Raw genomic sequence first — 18,556 nt, 5'->3', positions numbered from 1 at the left:
TGAAAAATGTTTAACATATGCGATATTTCCCCGTATTAACTGTTTTAAGAGTCTTATACTGTTAAATTGAAGTTCGGAATGCGCTTTTTTAAATATTTCCGGTACTTTACCGATCTCTTTTTTAGTTTTATTAAACATATCATTTACTTTTTGATCTTTTTCCAGGAAACGGTCACTCAAGTAATCATTGAAACAGGCAGTTAATGTGTGATTTGCACTCTTTACCAATGAGGTTGTAGGTAAAATATATCCGTCAATCCTTGCGTGATCAATAGAGATATACGGTACATTATGATGTGATGCAACTTCTAAAAGAACGGATCTTCCAAAAAAATCAACGTCACAATCTATAATAATATCCGGTTTACTATTTTCAAACAAGTTTTCTATGTATTGATAGTATATTTGAACGTAGAGCAAAATTTTATTGTAATCTATATACTCGTAAAAATCTCTGTCATGGTAATAGGGCATTAAGGTCATTTCTGTCAATAGTTGTTCATTCAGACCCGAATGTGATGTGTATAGACGCTCTATTTTGTTAATATAGTCCCTGTCAATATGTTTATCGGTATTTTTGAATTTGTCGATGTACTCTTTTGCGACCGAACTCATTTCGTGCACTGTGATATCACTATTAAGTGATTTAAACAGCATATATTCCGGGGCATTAAAATAGCTTTCCCCCGGTTGTATAAAGATCGCCCCGATATCATTACAAACGCCTCTCAACTCTTGAGCGACATAATGCATCGGCCATGAAAATGTTTCGGCACAGACTAATAAAAGATTTTTATCAGCAAAAGTATTAATATCGTACATTTGAGTCCTTTTGCACTTTTTCAAAATCTTCAGGATGACCGATATCAATCCAATAGTCATTAATTTCATAAGCTTTAATATTTTTTTGATCTTTTTTTAAAATATCAAATAGACTAGGCATATCAAAATAGTCATCTTTTGGAATATAATCTAGAATAATTGGATTTACGACATAAACTCCTGCATTCACTAAAAACTCATAAATTGGTTTTTCATTGATTGCAAGAATATTTTTCTTTGAGTCGGTCGTAATGACTCCGTAAGGAATTTGATAATCATAGCTTCTGACACACATTGTTGCATCGGACTTAATGGAATTATGAAATTCTAAAAGCTGTTCAAAATTCAGGGAAGTCATAATGTCTCCGTTAATTACAAAAAAGGGTTCTTCCATCTTGTTCTCAATTAGACTTAAAGCTCCGGCAGTTCCCAATCTTTTATTTTCTTCTATATATTGGATTTCTACGCCGAAATCACGACCGTCTTTAAAATAATTTTTGATAACGTCGGCTTTATAATTGACACTTAGCATAAATTTTGTAAAACCGTAGGATACAAACATATCTATAATATGTTCAATGATTGGTTTGTTTCGTATTTTGAGCATCGGTTTTGGTGTCTCTTTTGTCAGTTCTCCTAATCTTGTTCCCAGCCCACCAGCCATAATCACAACCCAATTCGGTTTGAGATTGAAATAAAGCTCATCCAATGTAAATACAGAGATGAATACATTATTATCATCAACCAGGGGGAGATGTCGTCGCTTGATTTGTCTTAAAAATTGGATTCGTTGTGCGTTTGTTGAAGAAATATTGAGTTTATAAGGATTTTTATTAATAATTTTTTCTAAACTTAATTCATTATTTATGATGGCTTTTCTTATATCACCGTCTGTAATCAGACCGTATAGAGTTCCATCTTTTTGGATAACTGGAAGCATACCATTATGATTTTTGTCAAGAAACTCAATAGCTTTTTCTAAAGACATTCCTTCTTCAATAGTAAAAACAAACTTATCCATTTTGTCTATCTTTCATTAAAAATTCTGCATATTTAAAATCATCCAATGTATCGATATCGATAGATCTGCTTTTAGGCATTATATAAGCAAATGTTTCTTCTCCATAGTATTTTCCGCTTTTTAATAAATCATATTTAAATATATAAATTGCACCGTTTGGATAATAGCTTGGTCTAAACTCTTGTCTATTTAATAGTTTGTCTTCAAAAATATTTTCAAATTTTTTATCTTCTGTTAGGTATTTATGCCATTGAACTGGATGATCTTCTTTTGTATAACTTACTACGGAGTCGGCTTTTTTATTTTTAAATAACTCAACTGCCAAATCTATGTCTTTGACTGATCTTAATGGGGATGTAGGCTGAAGAATCATTATTTCGTCAATTTTATAGCCATATTCTGTATTTAATCTATCAATAGTATATAAATAAGTATCTATTGCTTTGGCCTCGTCCGTTGCTAAGAAATCTGGTCTGAGAAAATGAGATATTGCACCATATTTGAGTGCGATTTCCTGTATTTCGATACAATCGGTTGAAACATGAACTTCTTCAATATATTTGGATTTTTTTGCTTCTTCTATTGAATAGGCGATCATTGGTTTATCGCATAAATTCTTTATATTTTTCCCGGGTAACTCTTTTGAGCCACATCTTGCGGGTATTAATGCAATCATACTCGTTTAACTCCTTCTTCAATATAATCCAATAAGCCTGATTTTAAATCATATTTTGGAAACCATCCGGTATCTATTTTTATTTTCTTGATATCGGCTACACAATCTAATATTTCGCCTTCTCTGCGGTAGTTTTCAGAGTCAATTTGGACATCCGTATTTGTAGTGCTTTTGATTTCATCAATAATCTCTTGTACACTGTAGCTTTTTCCACTGCCAATATTATAAATACCATTGGTAGTATCACTGCTTATTATTATTTCAATTAGGAGTAAAAGATCTTTTATATACAGGTAGTCTCTTTTGGGAATTAAATCTTTTACATGAATGCACTTTTTTTTGTTTATATCTTTTATGATCTGAGGAATTAAGAAAGTATCACCTTGATATTTTCCGTATAAATTGAAAAGTCTCAAAGAGGTTACACGGGTTATATTTTCTAAATAGTTCAGCAATAACTCTTCCGCCAAATATTTGCTTTTATTGTAGGGAGAATGAAAAGCAACTCTATGACTTTCGTCTATAGGCAAATATTCAGGATGACCATAGGTGTAACTGTTGAAATAGATCAATTTTGGAACTTTTTTAACTCTGCAGTATTCAGCGATATTCAATGTGCTTTGAATATTGAACTCATAAAAACTGTAGGGATCACTAAAAGAATCCGGAATAAAAGTTTTTGCTGCCGTATGTAAAACAATATCAATATCATTAATTTGCATCAGAGAGTTTAGATCTAAAATATTATACGGACCATCTCTTGTTATTTTAACAATTTCATAAGTATCGGAAATTTTCTCTAGAATATTTTTTCCAATAAATCCGTTGGCACCGGTTAGCAATATTTTTTTCAAGAGATTAGCCTTTGAAGCGCTTGCGCAATTCTGTGTTTACCCATATTGTCAAGATTAAATTTGCATTCTTTCACTTTTTGATTTCTATATTCTTCTTCAATGGTTTCTTTTAACTTGTTAAAATCGATAGAATCAATTTTTCCAAAATATTTTATACAGTTATATTTGTCGGCATTGGACGCAAATTCATCTTGGTGTTGATTCTGAGCTATGACAAAAGTTGAGGTATTTAAAAATATGAGTTCATACATCATGTTTCCTGCAGCAGTAACCGCTAATTTAGTGGATGCCATATACTGAAATATATTAGATGGCTTGTAAAGAAACTCAATGTTATTTATATTATTAAAATGGTCTTGATTCTGCTTATTGAAGTTCCCTACATGGATCTTAAAATGAATAGTTGGCAGTTTCAATGCAACCTGAGTAACAAAACTATCTATTAACCCGAATGGGTCAGACCCGCCAAAACTGACAAAAATGAAATTTTCTTTTTTTTGATTTTGGAAGTTTTCAATGTCATCATCAAATATAATATATTTTGGACCTGCCAAAAAATTAATGTTTTGTGATTCTTCGAACTCATTAAAGAAATTATAGTTTATTTTTAAATCTGAATGATCTGAATAATCCGGATACTCATGAAAAGTTACTATTTTTTTGCCGGTAGTTTTTTTGAAGCTTTCTATATATAAGTCTTCATAATGCAATAAATCTATAAGAATGATATCTACTTCATTTAGATCTATAAATGCTTTGATATCGTTAAGCTCTTTATCACGACTTGTAAAAAATACATTATAGATGTCAAAAAGCAAATTTTTTTCATCATCGGTTACAACAAAAAAGTAGAAAGTATCATTACACATGTATTTTGACAGATTTGTAATCCTTCGAAAATGACCTGTGCCAATTTCTTTTGATATATCAAGTCTGACCAAAATCTTCATCTATATCATTTCTTTTGTGATAGTCGTGTCTTCCGGAATATCAATTTTTGCGGTAGAACCCACAAGAAAATCTAAAAATTCAGGATAAATTCCAATTCCGGGTCTTTTTGCTGTTAGCATTTCTTCTGAAATTACGGTTCCTTGTTTGATAAAACATGCTGAAACCAAAGATTTTCTTGCATTTAAATAAGCTGCTGCTTCCGCGGGATAGTGTCCGTTGCAAAAGTATCCTTTGGCTTTTTCTATAGTCCGTATCATCTTGGTCATTTCGGCAAGTTCATTTGGATTTGCAGATAGTTTATGATCCGGGCTGTCAGGGAGTTTGTTGTCAATAGTGAAATGTTTTTCTACGCTTACCGCTCCCATCGCGACTGACATAGCGGGAATTGTAATACCGATTGTATGATCAGAGTATCCTACCGGAATATCTGGAAATACCTCTTGCAGTTTTTGCATTTTAACCAGATTCGCATTTTCATCATCACAAGGATATTGCAAGATACAGTGCTGCAATATGATATTGTCATTCCCTTGTGCTCTTATCGTCTCCACTGCTTTTTCTATCTCTCCTATTGAAGCGCAACCAGTTGAAAGTATGATAGGTTTATGTTTTGATGCTGTATATTTAATAAGCTGCAGATAGGTAATATCGGATGATGATATTTTATAGACATCAACACCGATCTCTTCCAATACATCAACATCGGGTAAATTAAAAGGGGTAGATGTAAAAATAACATTTACTTCCTGGCACTTCTTTTTAAATGCTTTATAGCCATCCAACCCCATTCCGTCAAGTTTTGAAAAGGTATCGAATTGTGTTCCGCCGTTATCATCGTTAAGTTTCTCATCCCAGTATCTTGGAGCTTTTCTTGTTACTAATTGGTTGGCTTTATAGGTTTGAAATTTGACAACATCCGCACCTGAACGAGCGGCTGACTCAATGAGTTCTAGCCCTCTTTCTATGCTTCCGTTATGATTAACACCTACTTCGGCAATGATTAATGCCGGATGCCCTTTTCCGATTTTTTTAGTGCCTATTACCACCGTAGTCATAATATCTCCTTTTACATTTTTCCATCAAGATATTTGCCTGTTTCTTTGTGACCAAAATCGGGGATCATCTCAAAAAATAGCTCGACGATTTGATCTTTTGTCCATCGTTTATCGGCTTTCATCTGATTGATTGCTTCGGCAAAACGGTTCAGCTTGGACTCATCGTAGAGGGGGTCATTTTTGATGATACCGAGGTTATTAAACTGTTCCATATCAAGTGTCTCATTCTCCATAAAAAACTCCTCGAAATCTTTTTCTCCCGTCGTATCGCTGGCGGTAAAAAGGCATGGCCATTCTCCCTGATCGGGCAAAGTCGCGGTTAAAGCCCTTGCTTCGTCTTCACTTTCACATAAATATGGTTTGAACCCCAGATTTTCAAGATATTTCACGGCAATGTCGGCAAACGTGATCAGGTGAAGCGCTTCACTCAGTTTGGGGAAAAAGATGTCTCGATTTTCGCCGAAAATGCATGACATCAGACACAGTTCGCCAGATTCCTGCGGGGTGACGAAATAGCGCTTGATATCATTTGGAGCAACAATGGGCTGGCGTTTTTGAATCCGTTGATTGAATCCGTGGAGCAGTGAGCCGTCACTAAATGCGACATTGGCAAAGCGTGCGGTAGAGATAACAATCTTTTTGCTTCTTCGCATTAAAAACATCTCCATAATCCGTTTACTGGCTCCCATCATATTGACCGGATTAGCCGCTTTATCGGTAGAGACGCAAAAATATTTTTTTGTCCCTTTTTGGATCGATTGTTGAAGTGTTTTGTCGGTGTTGAAAATATTGACATCAATCATTCGCATGAGGGTGAAAGGATCTTTTTCACTGCGGACATGTTTTAAGGCTGAAAGGTTCAGTACGTAATTGTATTGCCCGTCCGCCTCGATAAATGCATCATATTCGATCGAACCGATATCCAGAGCAAAGGTTTGAAAATCACCGTCAATATAGCCGAATGAGCTACGAATATCTCGTACCAACTCGACCATATTGTTTTCGCTGATGTCGACGACATGAAGCTTTTTCGGATTACGTTTGAAAATTTCTTTAGTAACGGACTGACCGATTGAACCGGCTCCTCCGATCACCAAAAAGGTAGATGTTGAGACAATGTTTGAGAGCTCTTGTTCATGTGTGCTTATATCGTCTGAAAAAAGTTCTTTGTCTCGACCGATTAAAGATAATACATTCAAGCCTTTAGACCCTCAAATTTTTCAAGTTCATCTAATTTTTCCCATGGGTAATCACTTTGGCCTACTTGACCACGGCTAGCGACATCGGCGTAAAGGAATGTCTCTTCGCTCGGGTGATCGAGATCAAATTTACGGGTGATCCAGTTCGGAGTGAGTGAAAAATGATCGTGGACGAAGGATGAGAGAATATCATCATTAATTCCATCTATGCAAGTTCCGCTTGTATCTACGGCAACCGAGGTGGGTTTGGCAACACCGATGGCATAGCTGATTTGTACGATTGCTTTTTTAGCCAGACCTGATGCTACGATATGTTTGGCGATCCAACGTCCGGCATAAAGACCTGAACGGTCCACTTTGGTGTAGTCTTTAGAGCTTTGTGCACCGCCGCCGATAGGGGCATAGCCGCCGAAGCTATCTACGATCAGTTTACGTCCTGTCAATCCGCTGTCGTGCAGACTGGAGTGAGAGACGTATTTCCCAGTCGGATTGATATGGATGATACACTCTTTCGGATCAAACAGATTCGTCGGTAGCCCCGTATCAAGGATCAACTCCATGATGAGTTCACGTACCTGTTCGATGTTCATTGTGCTGACGCACGGGGCAGAGACAACAATGGTATGGATCGATTGCGGGTTGCAGTTTTCAAAGTTGTCTTTGACGCCGTAGTCCATAGTGACTTGGGTTTTAATATCGACACCCAGTTTATGAGGGTGGGCGAGGGCGTAGTGATAGACTTTTTCCATCAGCATTCGGGCATAGGTAATGGCACTTGGCATATAATTCGCCGTTTCACAGTCGGCATACCCGAACATGATTCCCTGATCCCCTGCACCGGTTTCACCGTCTTCTTGGTCAACCCCTTGGTTAATATCGGGAGATTGTCGATTAAGGAGCACTTGTACCTCTACATCATCAGGATGGAGACACTCTTCCCTTGTAAAATGAGGATGACCGTTGTAGCCGATTTTTTTGAGCGCTTCCAGAGCAATATGTTTATACTCTTTGGTACTGAGCCCAGCGGCAGAGGTAACTTCGCCGCCGATAATAACATGTTTGCCGGCTACGAATACTTCGCTGGCAACACGGCTTTTCGGATCACTGATAATGAGACGATCAACAATGCTGTCGGCAATAATATCGGCACATTTATCCGGGTGCCCTGGACTAACGACTTCTGAAGTAAATAGATACATAATGGAGTTATCTTCCTTGACTAGTAAATTTGTGGTCATACTAAAAGTAAATTATAGGATATTTAAACTGAGTAAAAAATTTTCGTTTATTTAGTTAGGTTAGAAAAGCGTATAATTGTGAAAAAAGGTTTCATGTGTGCGGTGTATTTGGAATTATCGGTGAATATTCCCCCTCCAAAGCACGTGAGGCTTTAAAAACACTGCAGCATCGCGGTAGGGATTATTGCGGAATTGTAGAAGACGAGAAACTTTTTTTAGCTCATCAGCGACTCTCTATTACGGACACCCACTCCCGTTCTCATCAGCCGATGAGTAGAGGCAGACTGCGCATCAGTTTTAACGGGGAGATCTATAATCATAAGCAACTTCGGGAACAGTTAGATAGCTCAATATGGGAAACGTCGAGCGATACGGAGGTTGTATTAGCTGCCTATGCGAAATGGGGTATCGAGTGTGTGAATCGTTTTGAAGGGATGTTTGCATTTGCACTGATAGACGGGGATAAATGCTATCTGGTTCGGGATCGTTTTGGAAAAAAACCGCTTTTTTATCATCAAAGCAATGATGCGTTTATCTTTGGTTCTGAGATTAAAGCGATCAAACCGTTTTTATCCTCAGTACAGATGAATAATGAGGCACTCCACTCGTATCTCTCATTTTTGGCACCGGCTCCCCCTCATACCTTTTATCAGGGGATTGAGAAATTAGAGAGCGGCGAATGGCTTTATTTTGAGCAAGGAAGAATAACCAAACACCGTTATTACAATCTGCTCTCTGTACAGGCTTCATCAATAATGGATAAAGCCGAAGCATTGCAGCGGATCGAAGAGGAGCTCCATCGTTCTATAGGAACTCGATTGGATACCGAAGTCCCGATAGCGGCTTTGCTCTCCGGAGGATTAGACAGTGCGATGATTTGCTCTATAGCGGCAAGTCAGGGAAAAAAGCTTCCGGTATTTACATTGGGCTATGATGAATACGATGCTTACGATGAGCGTGCCAATGCGGCAGTCACGGCACGATATTTAGGATTAGAGCATACCGAAGTCATTATTTCACGGGATGATTTTCACGAAAATTTAGACGAACTTTTAATCCATATGGATGAACCCTTGAATGATCCTGCAGCGTTGCCCCTTTATATGCTGATGAAAAAAATCGGTTCTGAAGGATACAAAGTTGTTTTAAGCGGAGAGGGGTCTGATGAACTGTTTTTGGGGTATCGGCAGTATTTCGAATATCTCGATATTGAAAAAGCGGCTTCGTTGCACCACAAAAATTGGCTGAAAAAATATTTTCACGCCCATTTTTCTATGAATCGGGAGTGGGAATGGTATAAACGGATTTTTGACGAGACACTGCTGTTTCGTACTTCGGGAGATAAATTTACCGATTTACAGCAAAATAAGTTGTTTCGACGCAATATCCGAGATAATGAATCGTTACGATTTCTTCAACCGTATCGGCAAATATTTGAACAAAGCGGACACAGCAATCCAAGTGCTTGGTACAGCATGATCGATTTGAAGCTTTTTGTCGGAGAACATTTTTTGACGAAGCTTGATCGTGTCTCTATGGCACACACGATTGAAGCGCGTACGCCGTTTTTGGATCATCATTTGGCGGAAACGGTGCTATCGGTCGATTCGGCTCTCCGTATCGGGAATGGGGGGACAAAAACACTTCTCAAACAGATTGCCCGAAACTATCTCAGTGACGAAATAATTGATCGGAAGAAAAAAGGGTTTGCGAACCCTTATATGGAGTGGCTGATTGCTTCAGGACGGATTGATTTGATACGGGAAGTGAATGACAAGACAGGATTATTTTATCCTGAAGTGATCGAAGAGTATTTAGATTTGGCCCGTCGAGGGAAATTTAAACAGCATGTGTGGGGACTGTATGTACTAAGCCATTGGATGAATCGAGAATTACTCTAATTTTATTTTTTTTCCATTAATAACGCCAGCTCCAGTGTCCCGCTGACATAATTGGCAAAAAAACTCATAATACCTTCATCTTTTTCATTAAAGTCGCCGTGATATTTATTAAGGAGTTGAATAATACCGATCACTTCTTGGCGCGAGTCAAAGATAGGGACAGCGAGGATATTTCGAGTTATAAAACCGCTTTTTTCATCAATTTTTGATAAAAAACGGCTGTCTTCATAGGGATTATTGACTATTTGCGGAGTTTTTCTTCGAACCGTGTCACCGACTATTCCTGAACCGATTCCGATAGCAATACGTCCTACTCCGTCACTGAGTTTTGTCCACAACATCTCCCCTTGACGGTCAACTATAAAAATAGAGCACCGTTCCGCATTTACTATGGCTTTAGCCTCTTCAGAGATAGTCGGTAAAGCTTTATCTACACGCTCAAGGTTGGTAAGTTTTTTTCCGAAATCGGCAATTCGTTTGTAGATTTCCAAACTCACTCTATCCCCTTCGCAAGCAAGGTTGCCTGATCGTCGAAAAGCATAGCCAGCTCAAGATAGCCGCTAATGTAGTGGGCGAAAAAAATCATAAATTTGGCATCTTCGGGTGAAAAACCGCCCGGTTTATTGAGAAGCTGGAAAACGCCGATAATGTGACGATTGGAATCAAAAATAGGGATAGAGGCGATGTTTTCGGTTACAAACCCGGTTTTGTTGTCAATGGTGTGTAAAAAGCGCTCATCTTCGTAGGGGTTATTGACTAAGATGGGCTTCCCTTCTTTGACCGTATGACCTACAATCCCGTCATCTTGATGGACTATGATTTTTTCAACACCGTCAGCCAAAGTCGTCCAAAGCATTTGAATTTTTGGGTTATAGATGAAAATAGAGCACCGTCCTGCACCGCTCACCTGTTTGGCGTATTCAGATATTATCGGAAGACCTTCGGCTAAAGTTGGACGTTTGAGTAAAGCTCGTCCAAAATCGGCTAAAGCGGTGTATGAAGTTGTCATGTGTACCTCAATGGGATAAATATCAGAAAAAATAAATCGTATCGAGTTAAAGCTAAAAAGTAAATCAAGAAGTAAGGAAAGGAAAAATGGGCTTTGAAGAGGAAAATTAAAGTGCTATGAACTCTAGGGCAGCCAAAGGGATTTTATCCCTTTGGCGTTTCAATGGGTAGTATTAAAGAGTGTGATCTTTTTTGTACTGAATAATCAGTGCGTATGCTTCATCTTTAAGCAATAATTTCTCTTTTTTGAGTTTCTCTAGCTCAAGATCGGTCATTGGAACCTCACCGTTTTCTGCTTTGGTGATTTGGTTGTCAAGGTCGTTATGACGATCAAAAATTTTCAAAAAGTGGGCATTTGCCGCATCATTTTGTTTCATATGGGTGATTACATCGCGGTATTCGTGCAACATTCAGGTGTCCTTGCGTGGAAATTTATCGGAATTGTACCACTAGTTAATTTAAAATCCGTGGAAGGGTGATCCCCTCTTGCCCTTGATACTTGCCGCTTTTATCTTTATAGCTGGTTTCACACATCTCATCCCCTTGTAAAAAGAGCACTTGCGCTATCCCTTCATTAGCATAAATTTTTGCCGGAAGCGGGGTGGTATTTGAGATTTCAATCGTAATGTGTCCCTCGAATTCAGGCTCGAAAGGGGTGACATTGACAATGATGCCGCAACGGGCATATGTCGATTTTCCCAAACAGATGGCTAATACGTCACGGGGAATTTTAAAATATTCCACGGTTCGCGCTAAAGCAAATGAGTTGGGGGGAACAATACAGACATCCCCGACAAAATCGACAACATTCATGTCATCGAAGTGTTTAGGATCGACGACGGTGGAATTTAGATTGGTGAAAATCTTAAATTCATTGGTAACGCGAATATCGTAGCCGTATGAGCTAAGGCCGTAACTGACGACCCCAACCCCTACTTGATCTTCGCAAAATGGGGATATCATCCCCTCCGTTAATGCTTTTTCTCGTATCCATCCATCGCTTTTAAGACCCATAATCTATCCGTTGTTAATTTTATTTATGGTAGTATAACACATCTATTAACCTACTTTTAGGAGCATTTTCCGATGGATATGAAACAAATCAAAGCACTTTTGCAAGAGTTTGACGCAAGTTCTCTTTCAAAATTAAAAATTTCTCAAGACGCTTTTTCGATTGAACTTGAAAAAAATATCGGTGTGGTTGCCACACCTATGATGGCGGCGCCTGTTGCTGTCGCAGCCGCTCCGGCTGCACAATCGGCTGGCGTAGAAGCTTCTGCCCCTGCAGCAGCGGTTTATACCGGTGATATGATCGTTTCACCTATGGTTGGGACATTTTATGCATCCCCTTCTCCTGATTCAGCTCCTTTCGTAAAAGTAGGCGATCGTGTGAAAAAAGGACAAGTGATTGCAGTGCTTGAAGCTATGAAAATCATGAATGAGCTTGAAGCAGAATTTGATTGTGAAATACTCAATGTGTTGGTATCTGATGCCCAAGCTGTCGAATACGATATGGCACTTTTTGCGGTTAAGAAGCTTTAAGTCATGGCGGAAATCAAACGTATTTTAGTTGCAAACCGAGGTGAAATCGCCCTTCGCGCTATCCGAACGATCAAAGAGATGGGTAAAGAAGCCGTAGCGGTTTATTCGACTGCCGATAAAGACGCTTCGTATCTGAAGCTTGCAGATGCAGCAATCTGTATCGGTGCAGCTCCAAGCTCACAAAGTTACTTGAATATCCCTGCTATTATCGCTGCGTGTGAAATCAGCGGGTGTGACGCAGTATTTCCGGGATATGGATTTTTGTCTGAGAACCAACATTTTGTTGAGATTTGTACCCATCACGGGATAAAATTTATCGGACCGACACCTGAAGTGATGGTGATGATGTCCGATAAATCTAAAGCGAAAGATGTCATGATCGCCGCTGGTGTTCCGGTTGTTCCGGGATCTGATGGTGCGATCAAAGATATTGCCGAAGCCAAAGTGCGAGCTAAAGAGGTCGGTTATCCGATTATTCTTAAAGCGGCAGCCGGCGGCGGTGGACGCGGGATGCGCGTCGTTGAAGACGAAAGCTATGTCGAAAATGCTTTTTTGGCGGCAGAAGCGGAAGCGATCGGGGCATTTGGTGATGGTACGATTTACATGGAAAAATTCATCAAAAATCCACGTCATATCGAAGTACAAGTGATTGCCGACTCTCATGGAAATGTTCTTCATATCGGTGAGCGTGACTGTTCCATGCAGCGTCGCCATCAAAAACTGATCGAAGAGTCTCCTGCGGTAGCATTGACCCCTGAAATTCGTGCCGCATTGCACGAATCAGCGGTTCGTGCAACTAAATACATCAAATACGAGGGTGCAGGGACGTTCGAATATCTCCTCGATGCCGATAAAAACTTCTATTTTATGGAGATGAATACCCGTCTTCAAGTTGAGCATACTGTTTCTGAGATGGTAAGCGGTTTGGATCTGATCGAGATGATGATTCGTGTTGCACAGGGGGAAGCTCTTCCTTCACAAGAGAGTGTTGTCCTTACCGGTCACTCAATCGAGTGTCGTATTACTGCCGAAGATCCGATCAAATTTCTGCCAAGTCCGGGGAAAATTACTCAGTGGATCGCACCGGGCGGTCGAAACGTTCGTATCGATACCCATGCCCATGCTGGATATATTGTACCTTCAACCTATGATTCGATGATCGGAAAATTGATCGTTTACGGAACGGATCGTAATGACGCGATTGCCCGTATGCACCGTGCACTCAGCGAGTTCACTATTACAGGGATTAGAACAACGATCCCTTTTCATATGAAAATGATGCAAAATCCCGATTTCATTAATAACAACTTCGATACAAAATACCTCGAAAATTACAGCGGCTAATCGCCCTTGTAATTTTTTTCTATCCTAATCCCTAAAATATAACTTTTCTCGCACTGCTTTTTTCATTTATTTCATATTTTTACGTTAATTTTACAGTGTAACGGTAGTATAATTGACTTGTAATGCATTAGAAAAATAGATATAAGGGGATATATGAGCAATCTCAGCATCGCACAAAAAGTACACATTCCACTGATCGCATCGATTGTGATCGGATTTATCGTGGTTTTAATCAATTATATCATTTCCGTTCATCAGATTCGGGATGATATCTACGTTAGTCAGTCAAAAGAGATGACGACGATATTTAATGAAGCAATTGAAGCCAAAAACAGTGTAGGGATTACCAATGCAATCGGCATTTCTAAAAACAGTGCGGTTGTAAATGGGTTGATGAATGGGGATCGAGAGGGGATGCTTAAAAGCCTTAAATCCCTCTCTGCAGAGTTTAAAGAGAACACTAAATTCGGAAATATCAAAATTCATGTTCATGATAAAGACGTTCACAGTTTTTTACGTGTATGGAAACCGGAAAAATTCGGAGACGACCTGAGCAGTTTTCGTAAAACAATTTTAGCGGTTAAAGAGACCAAAAAACCGCTTGTCGCAATAGAAATCGGCGTTGCGGGATTGGAACTGCGCGGGATTGCCCCTATTATTTCAGGGGGAGAGTATGTCGGATCGGTTGAATTTATGCAAGGGCTAAACTCAATTATTAAAGATATGCGGGAAAATTTTGGAGCTGAACTTATTATTGTACTTAACAACCGTTATTTGGAGAATGCATCAGAGCTGAAAAATGCTCCTAAAATCGGTAAAGATTATACGTTGGCGGTAAAAGAAGACGCGGTAGACAAAGGATTCTTATCGGAATTGAGCAAAAGTGATTTTGACCCGAAAAAAGGTTCCTTTACGACAGAAAATTATTATGTAGAGCCTATAGCGATAAAAGATTTTTCCGGAGAAGAGGTTGGATACTCATTTTCAGCAAAAAAATTAGAAACGGTTGAAAACCTGATTAACCAGTCTGAAAATTCATTATTGCGTCAAGTGATTATTATGACGGTCATGGATGCCATTATCCTAGTATTGCTGATTGTTATTGTGCGCAGAGCCGTAACGGAACCGATTGAGAACCTTGACACGATTGCGCAAGAACTAGCAAGCGGTGATGCTGATCTGAGCAAGCGTCTGAAGGTCTCTTCCAATGATGAGATCGGAAAAGCGGCTACGAGCTTTAATATTTTTATTGAAAAAGTTCAAAAGATTGCTATGGTTGCCGAGGATCGGGCAAAAGAAGCAATGAGTGAGAAGGCGAAGTCTGAAGAACAGATGGACAAAAATGAGATGTCTTTGACATTGGCACGTCAAATGATTCAAGGTGCCATCCACAACGCAGGAAGTCTTAGAAGTTCACTTATGAATAATATGGGAAGTTTAAAGGATGTCAATACCCTTAATCATGAGACGGGTCAAGTTGTGGATGAAGTGAGTGTCCAAACCGATGAGATTATGGCAAGTATGTCAAAAATTACGGAGATGATCAACGATTCACGTACGAATTCAGAGCAGCTCAATCATAATGTCAGTGAAATTTCAAATGTGATCACATTGATTAAAGATATATCGGATCAAACCAATTTGTTAGCTCTGAATGCGGCTATTGAAGCGGCGCGTGCAGGCGAACACGGCCGAGGATTCGCAGTAGTTGCCGATGAAGTTCGAAAATTGGCAGAGCGGACGCAAAAAGCGACGAGCGAAGTGGAATCGAATATCAGCGTTCTTAAGCAAAATTCGGTCGGGATGCTCGAAAATAGTGAACGTGTGGAAGAATATGCAGTAGATTCATCTCAAAAACTTGATCAATTTAAAACAGTATTGGCAGAGTTGATTCAAAATGTTGAACGGATTAAAGTGGATAATCAATCCATCAGTTATGAAATTTTTACCAACATGGCAAAAATTGACCATATGATTTTCAAAAACAATGCGTATGCTGCGGGGTTTGAAGGAAAAGTAGAGCATGAATTCAGTGATCATCATGCGTGTGCTCTGGGGAAATGGTATGAAAGCGGTGATGGAAAATCGGTATTTGCCTCAACGGCTGCCTATTCGAAAATGTTAGAGCCGCACAAAAAAGTTCACGAAGAGGTACGAAAAGCAGTCGGATTGCTGAATGATGATCCGATCCGTCATGCAAAAGCGATTGCCGCATGTTTTGAAGAAGCTGAACGAGCGAGTATTACACTCTTCGATACGCTCAATGAGATGGTGGGTTCATAATTTGAGGAAAGGAATTGTATTCCTTTTGTGATCTCTCCCTTTTTGAGGGAGAAAACTTTAGAGTTAAGGAAGTCGTAAAACTTTTATATCCGCACTGAGCCGAAGACGTGTGAAATAATCATTCAAAACCTGATTTCGTTTTTCCCCTACAATCGCATTGGCGATTTGTGGACGTACCGCATCAATATTTTCGGTCACGACGTTTAGCTTATCCCGCATATAGAAACTCATAAAACCGTTTTTTCCATTCGGAAGAATGGGGCTAAACGATCCATTGGCGGTTTTATTGAGGAGTTGTGCCAATTGGGGGTTAATTTTACCGAAAGGGATGGTTTCGTCTTTACTCTCGATAGATTCAATATGACGCATCGGATCAGCGATCTTAGCGACGAGAGCTTCTTGTGAGGGAGATACGTAGGTAGTTACTTCAAAACTCTCAGGACGCGAAAATTCATCGATATGAAGTTGGTAGTATTCTGTCTCTTCTTCGGCTGTAGGCTGACCCATTTTAGAAAAAGCGATAGAGCTGTAAAGCTTTTGTCCTTTGATACTCTCTTCCACTTTGGCTTTGAGATCTTTTTCACTTAATCCGCGAACGGTTTGCATGGCGTTTAAAAACTGTTCCATTGTGAGCTTGTTCTGCGCGGCCATCCGCTCCAGCTCTTCATTGATTTCAGCAGAACTTACAATGATTTTTTTCTCTGTCGCTTCGAGTTGTTCGAGCTTTTTGCGGATTAGTGTATCGGCACTTTGGTTAGCGCTGGTACCGCTTTGTTTCATCTCCTGTTGTACTTCATAGAGAGTGATAGGAGTGTTCTTGACCAATACGGCGACTCCGCCGATCGGGGCACTCCATAAAAAAGTGGCTAGTAATGCGGAAAGGGTGATTGAGCGCAATAGATACTCCTAAGTCAAAGTTTTCTATTTTACCCGCTTTTAACATAGCCTTAACTAAAATTGCGCAATTGCATCCAAAAAGGATTTACAACATGGTAGTTACCAGATTTGCCCCTAGCCCTACGGGATATTTACATATCGGCGGATTGCGCACGGCATTGCTCAGTTATCTCTGGGCACGTCGTAACGGCGGGAAGTTTTTGCTCCGCATCGAAGATACCGATTTCAGCCGTAATGATGAAGCGGCGGCATTGGCAATTGTCGAAGCGTTTAAATGGGTCGGATTGGAACATGACGGAACGATCGAGTACCAATCGAGCCGTTTGGCGATCTACCAAGAGTATGCCCAAAAACTTCTCGATGAGGGAAAAGCCTATAAATGTTATATGTCCAAAGAGGAACTCGATGCGCTTCGTGAACAGCAGACCGCTCGCAAAGAGAGAGCCAAATACGACAACCGATACCGCGATTTTACAGGGACACCTCCTGAAGGACGTGAAGCGGTTATCCGCATCAAAGCCCCGTTGGAAGGATCTATTACGGTACATGACGGAGTTAAAGGGGATGTTGTTTTTAACGTTGCCGATATTTTGGATGATTTTATCATTGCCCGTGCTGACGGTACTCCGACCTATAACTTCGTTGTTGCGGTGGATGATGCCCTGATGGGAGTGACCGATGTTATTCGAGGAGACGATCACCTCTCCAACACCCCAAAGCAAATCGTTGTCTATGATGCGCTCGGATTTGCTATCCCCCATTTCTTTCATGTTCCGATGATTCATAACCATGAAGGGAAAAAACTCTCCAAGCGTGACGGTGCAACGGATGTCATGATGTACAAAACGATGGGGTATACTCCCGAAGCATTGCTCAATTTCCTCGTCCGTTTGGGATGGAGTCACGGTGACCAGGAAATTTTCTCGATGGCGGAGATGTTGGAGCTTTTCGATCCGAGCGATATCAACCGTTCAGCCTCAGTTTACAATGTTGAAAAGCTTGACTGGCTCAACAGCCACTATATCAAAAACATGTCTAACGACAAATTGTGCGAACTTTTGGAATTTCACGGAGTGATGCTCGTTAGTCACGATAAGCGGGAGATTTTGCTCGATGCGCTTAAAGAGCGTGCAAAAACATTGGTCGAGATGGCAACGCTGATCAATGAGATTTTGGTTCGTCCTGCGGGATTTGACGAAGCGGCACTCAAAAAAGGGTACAAAGAGGAATCAAAAGCGATCCTTCAAACCTTCTCCGAAGCGCTTAAAAACGGAGGTGAACTCCATTTGCCAACCGATTATCACCATGTCATGGAGACGGTCGTTGCACAACTAGAGATCGGATTCGGAAAAATTGGACAACCGCTGCGTGTTGCACTGATGGGAAAACTCAGCGGGCCGGGACTCGATACCGTTATGGCGATTATCGGGGTTGATGAGACATTGGCGCGGATCGATGCGCTTTTAGCACATCAGTAACGTATTTTTCCAAGAGGGGGATTGAGCCCTCTCTTTTTCGTCTCTCTCACAAAACGTTTATACCCTCTCTCCTCTTTCTCTCCTACTGTATAGCTGATAAATTTAAGATAGTGGGTAATTTGGGACGGAGTGAGTCCGCTTTTTCGGGAAGCTTCCATTAGAATATAATAGGGGATTTTAACTTTTTGGGCGACAAACGCACGGCTGAGACGTTTGAGCTCATCGGTGTGATTGTGGGTGCACAGTAGGGCAAAGACAAACGGCAATTTTGTTCGCTCATGCCATAT

Annotated in this window: 19 protein-coding genes; 5 read left to right on the top strand and 14 right to left on the bottom strand. The window is 40.0% G+C overall.

Annotation, left to right across the window (positions count from 1 at the left end):
• From Q0C19_RS04375 to metK, 8 genes are all read right to left on the bottom strand, one after another.
• On the bottom strand, positions 1-822 hold an 822-nt coding region (locus tag Q0C19_RS04375; protein ID WP_295053139.1), incomplete at its 3' end, for a hypothetical protein.
• Positions 809-1,843, bottom strand: a complete 1,035-nt coding sequence (locus Q0C19_RS04370; RefSeq protein WP_295053138.1) for a nucleotidyltransferase family protein — start codon at positions 1,841-1,843, stop codon at positions 809-811. The genes Q0C19_RS04370 and Q0C19_RS04375, both read right to left, overlap by 14 nt.
• Entirely contained in the window at positions 1,836-2,519 is a 684-nt protein-coding gene (locus Q0C19_RS04365; RefSeq protein ID WP_295053137.1) for an acylneuraminate cytidylyltransferase family protein, read from the bottom strand. The genes Q0C19_RS04370 and Q0C19_RS04365 overlap by 8 nt, the downstream gene beginning before the upstream one ends.
• A complete protein-coding gene (locus Q0C19_RS04360; protein ID WP_295053136.1) occupies positions 2,516-3,373 on the bottom strand; it encodes an NAD(P)-dependent oxidoreductase in 858 nt (285 codons plus the stop codon). The genes Q0C19_RS04365 and Q0C19_RS04360 overlap by 4 nt, the downstream gene beginning before the upstream one ends.
• Complete coding sequence (locus Q0C19_RS04355; RefSeq protein ID WP_295053134.1) at positions 3,370-4,323, bottom strand: glycosyltransferase; 954 nt, start codon at positions 4,321-4,323, stop codon at positions 3,370-3,372. The genes Q0C19_RS04360 and Q0C19_RS04355 overlap by 4 nt, the downstream gene beginning before the upstream one ends.
• Entirely contained in the window at positions 4,324-5,379 is a 1,056-nt protein-coding gene (locus Q0C19_RS04350) for an N-acetylneuraminate synthase family protein (RefSeq protein ID WP_295053133.1), read from the bottom strand.
• An 11-nt stretch (positions 5,380-5,390) separates the two neighbouring features.
• Positions 5,391-6,578, bottom strand: a complete 1,188-nt coding sequence (locus tag Q0C19_RS04345) for a UDP-N-acetylglucosamine 4,6-dehydratase (protein WP_295053131.1) — start codon at positions 6,576-6,578, stop codon at positions 5,391-5,393.
• Positions 6,575-7,777: a methionine adenosyltransferase gene (gene metK / locus Q0C19_RS04340; protein WP_295053129.1), complete on the bottom strand. Its 1,203-nt coding sequence runs from the start codon at positions 7,775-7,777 to the stop codon at positions 6,575-6,577. The genes Q0C19_RS04345 and metK overlap by 4 nt, the downstream gene beginning before the upstream one ends.
• 134 nt (positions 7,778-7,911) lie before the next feature.
• Here metK and asnB point away from each other — a divergent pair, with 134 nt between their 5' ends.
• Entirely contained in the window at positions 7,912-9,717 is a 1,806-nt protein-coding gene (gene asnB, locus Q0C19_RS04335) for an asparagine synthase (glutamine-hydrolyzing) (protein ID WP_295053127.1), read from the top strand.
• Positions 9,718-9,719: 2 nt separating this feature from the next.
• Here the strand turns inward: asnB and Q0C19_RS04330 are convergent, their stop codons facing one another.
• From Q0C19_RS04330 to dcd, 4 genes are all read right to left on the bottom strand, one after another.
• Complete coding sequence (locus Q0C19_RS04330) at positions 9,720-10,214, bottom strand: GAF domain-containing protein (RefSeq protein WP_295053125.1); 495 nt, start codon at positions 10,212-10,214, stop codon at positions 9,720-9,722.
• Complete coding sequence (locus Q0C19_RS04325) at positions 10,211-10,726, bottom strand: GAF domain-containing protein (protein WP_295053123.1); 516 nt, start codon at positions 10,724-10,726, stop codon at positions 10,211-10,213. Before Q0C19_RS04325 ends, Q0C19_RS04330 begins: the two co-directional genes overlap by 4 nt.
• 172 nt (positions 10,727-10,898) lie before the next feature.
• Positions 10,899-11,135 (bottom strand): DUF465 domain-containing protein, encoded by a 237-nt coding sequence (locus Q0C19_RS04320; protein ID WP_295053121.1) that lies wholly within the window; start codon positions 11,133-11,135, stop codon positions 10,899-10,901.
• 43 nt (positions 11,136-11,178) lie between these two features.
• Positions 11,179-11,739, bottom strand: a complete 561-nt coding sequence (dcd, locus tag Q0C19_RS04315; protein ID WP_295053119.1) for a dCTP deaminase — start codon at positions 11,737-11,739, stop codon at positions 11,179-11,181.
• Positions 11,740-11,811: 72 nt separating this feature from the next.
• Here dcd and accB point away from each other — a divergent pair, with 72 nt between their 5' ends.
• From accB to Q0C19_RS04300, 3 genes are all read left to right on the top strand, one after another.
• On the top strand, positions 11,812-12,267 hold the full coding sequence (gene accB / locus Q0C19_RS04310) for an acetyl-CoA carboxylase biotin carboxyl carrier protein (RefSeq protein ID WP_295053117.1): 456 nt from the start codon (positions 11,812-11,814) through the stop codon (positions 12,265-12,267).
• Positions 12,268-12,270: 3 nt separating this feature from the next.
• Entirely contained in the window at positions 12,271-13,611 is a 1,341-nt protein-coding gene (locus Q0C19_RS04305) for an acetyl-CoA carboxylase biotin carboxylase subunit (protein WP_295053115.1), read from the top strand.
• Positions 13,612-13,764: 153 nt separating this feature from the next.
• Positions 13,765-15,894, top strand: a complete 2,130-nt coding sequence (locus tag Q0C19_RS04300; RefSeq protein ID WP_295053114.1) for a methyl-accepting chemotaxis protein — start codon at positions 13,765-13,767, stop codon at positions 15,892-15,894.
• A gap of 63 nt (positions 15,895-15,957) precedes the next feature.
• On the opposite strand, the gene Q0C19_RS04295 is transcribed toward Q0C19_RS04300, so the two are convergent.
• Complete coding sequence (locus tag Q0C19_RS04295; RefSeq protein ID WP_295053112.1) at positions 15,958-16,791, bottom strand: peptidylprolyl isomerase; 834 nt, start codon at positions 16,789-16,791, stop codon at positions 15,958-15,960.
• A 92-nt stretch (positions 16,792-16,883) separates the two neighbouring features.
• Here Q0C19_RS04295 and gltX point away from each other — a divergent pair, with 92 nt between their 5' ends.
• Entirely contained in the window at positions 16,884-18,269 is a 1,386-nt protein-coding gene (gene gltX, locus Q0C19_RS04290) for a glutamate--tRNA ligase (protein ID WP_295053110.1), read from the top strand.
• Here the strand turns inward: gltX and Q0C19_RS04285 are convergent.
• The coding region (locus Q0C19_RS04285) for an MqnA/MqnD/SBP family protein (protein WP_366822880.1) at positions 18,263-18,556 on the bottom strand (294 nt) is incomplete at its 5' end. The genes gltX and Q0C19_RS04285 overlap by 7 nt on opposite strands.

This window comes from Sulfuricurvum sp. (genome assembly GCF_023250475.1).
Classification (GTDB): Bacteria; Campylobacterota; Campylobacteria; order Campylobacterales; family Sulfurimonadaceae; genus Sulfuricurvum.
The sequence above is the reverse complement of the archived record's forward strand: the minus strand, read 5'-3'. Positions and strand labels throughout refer to the sequence as shown.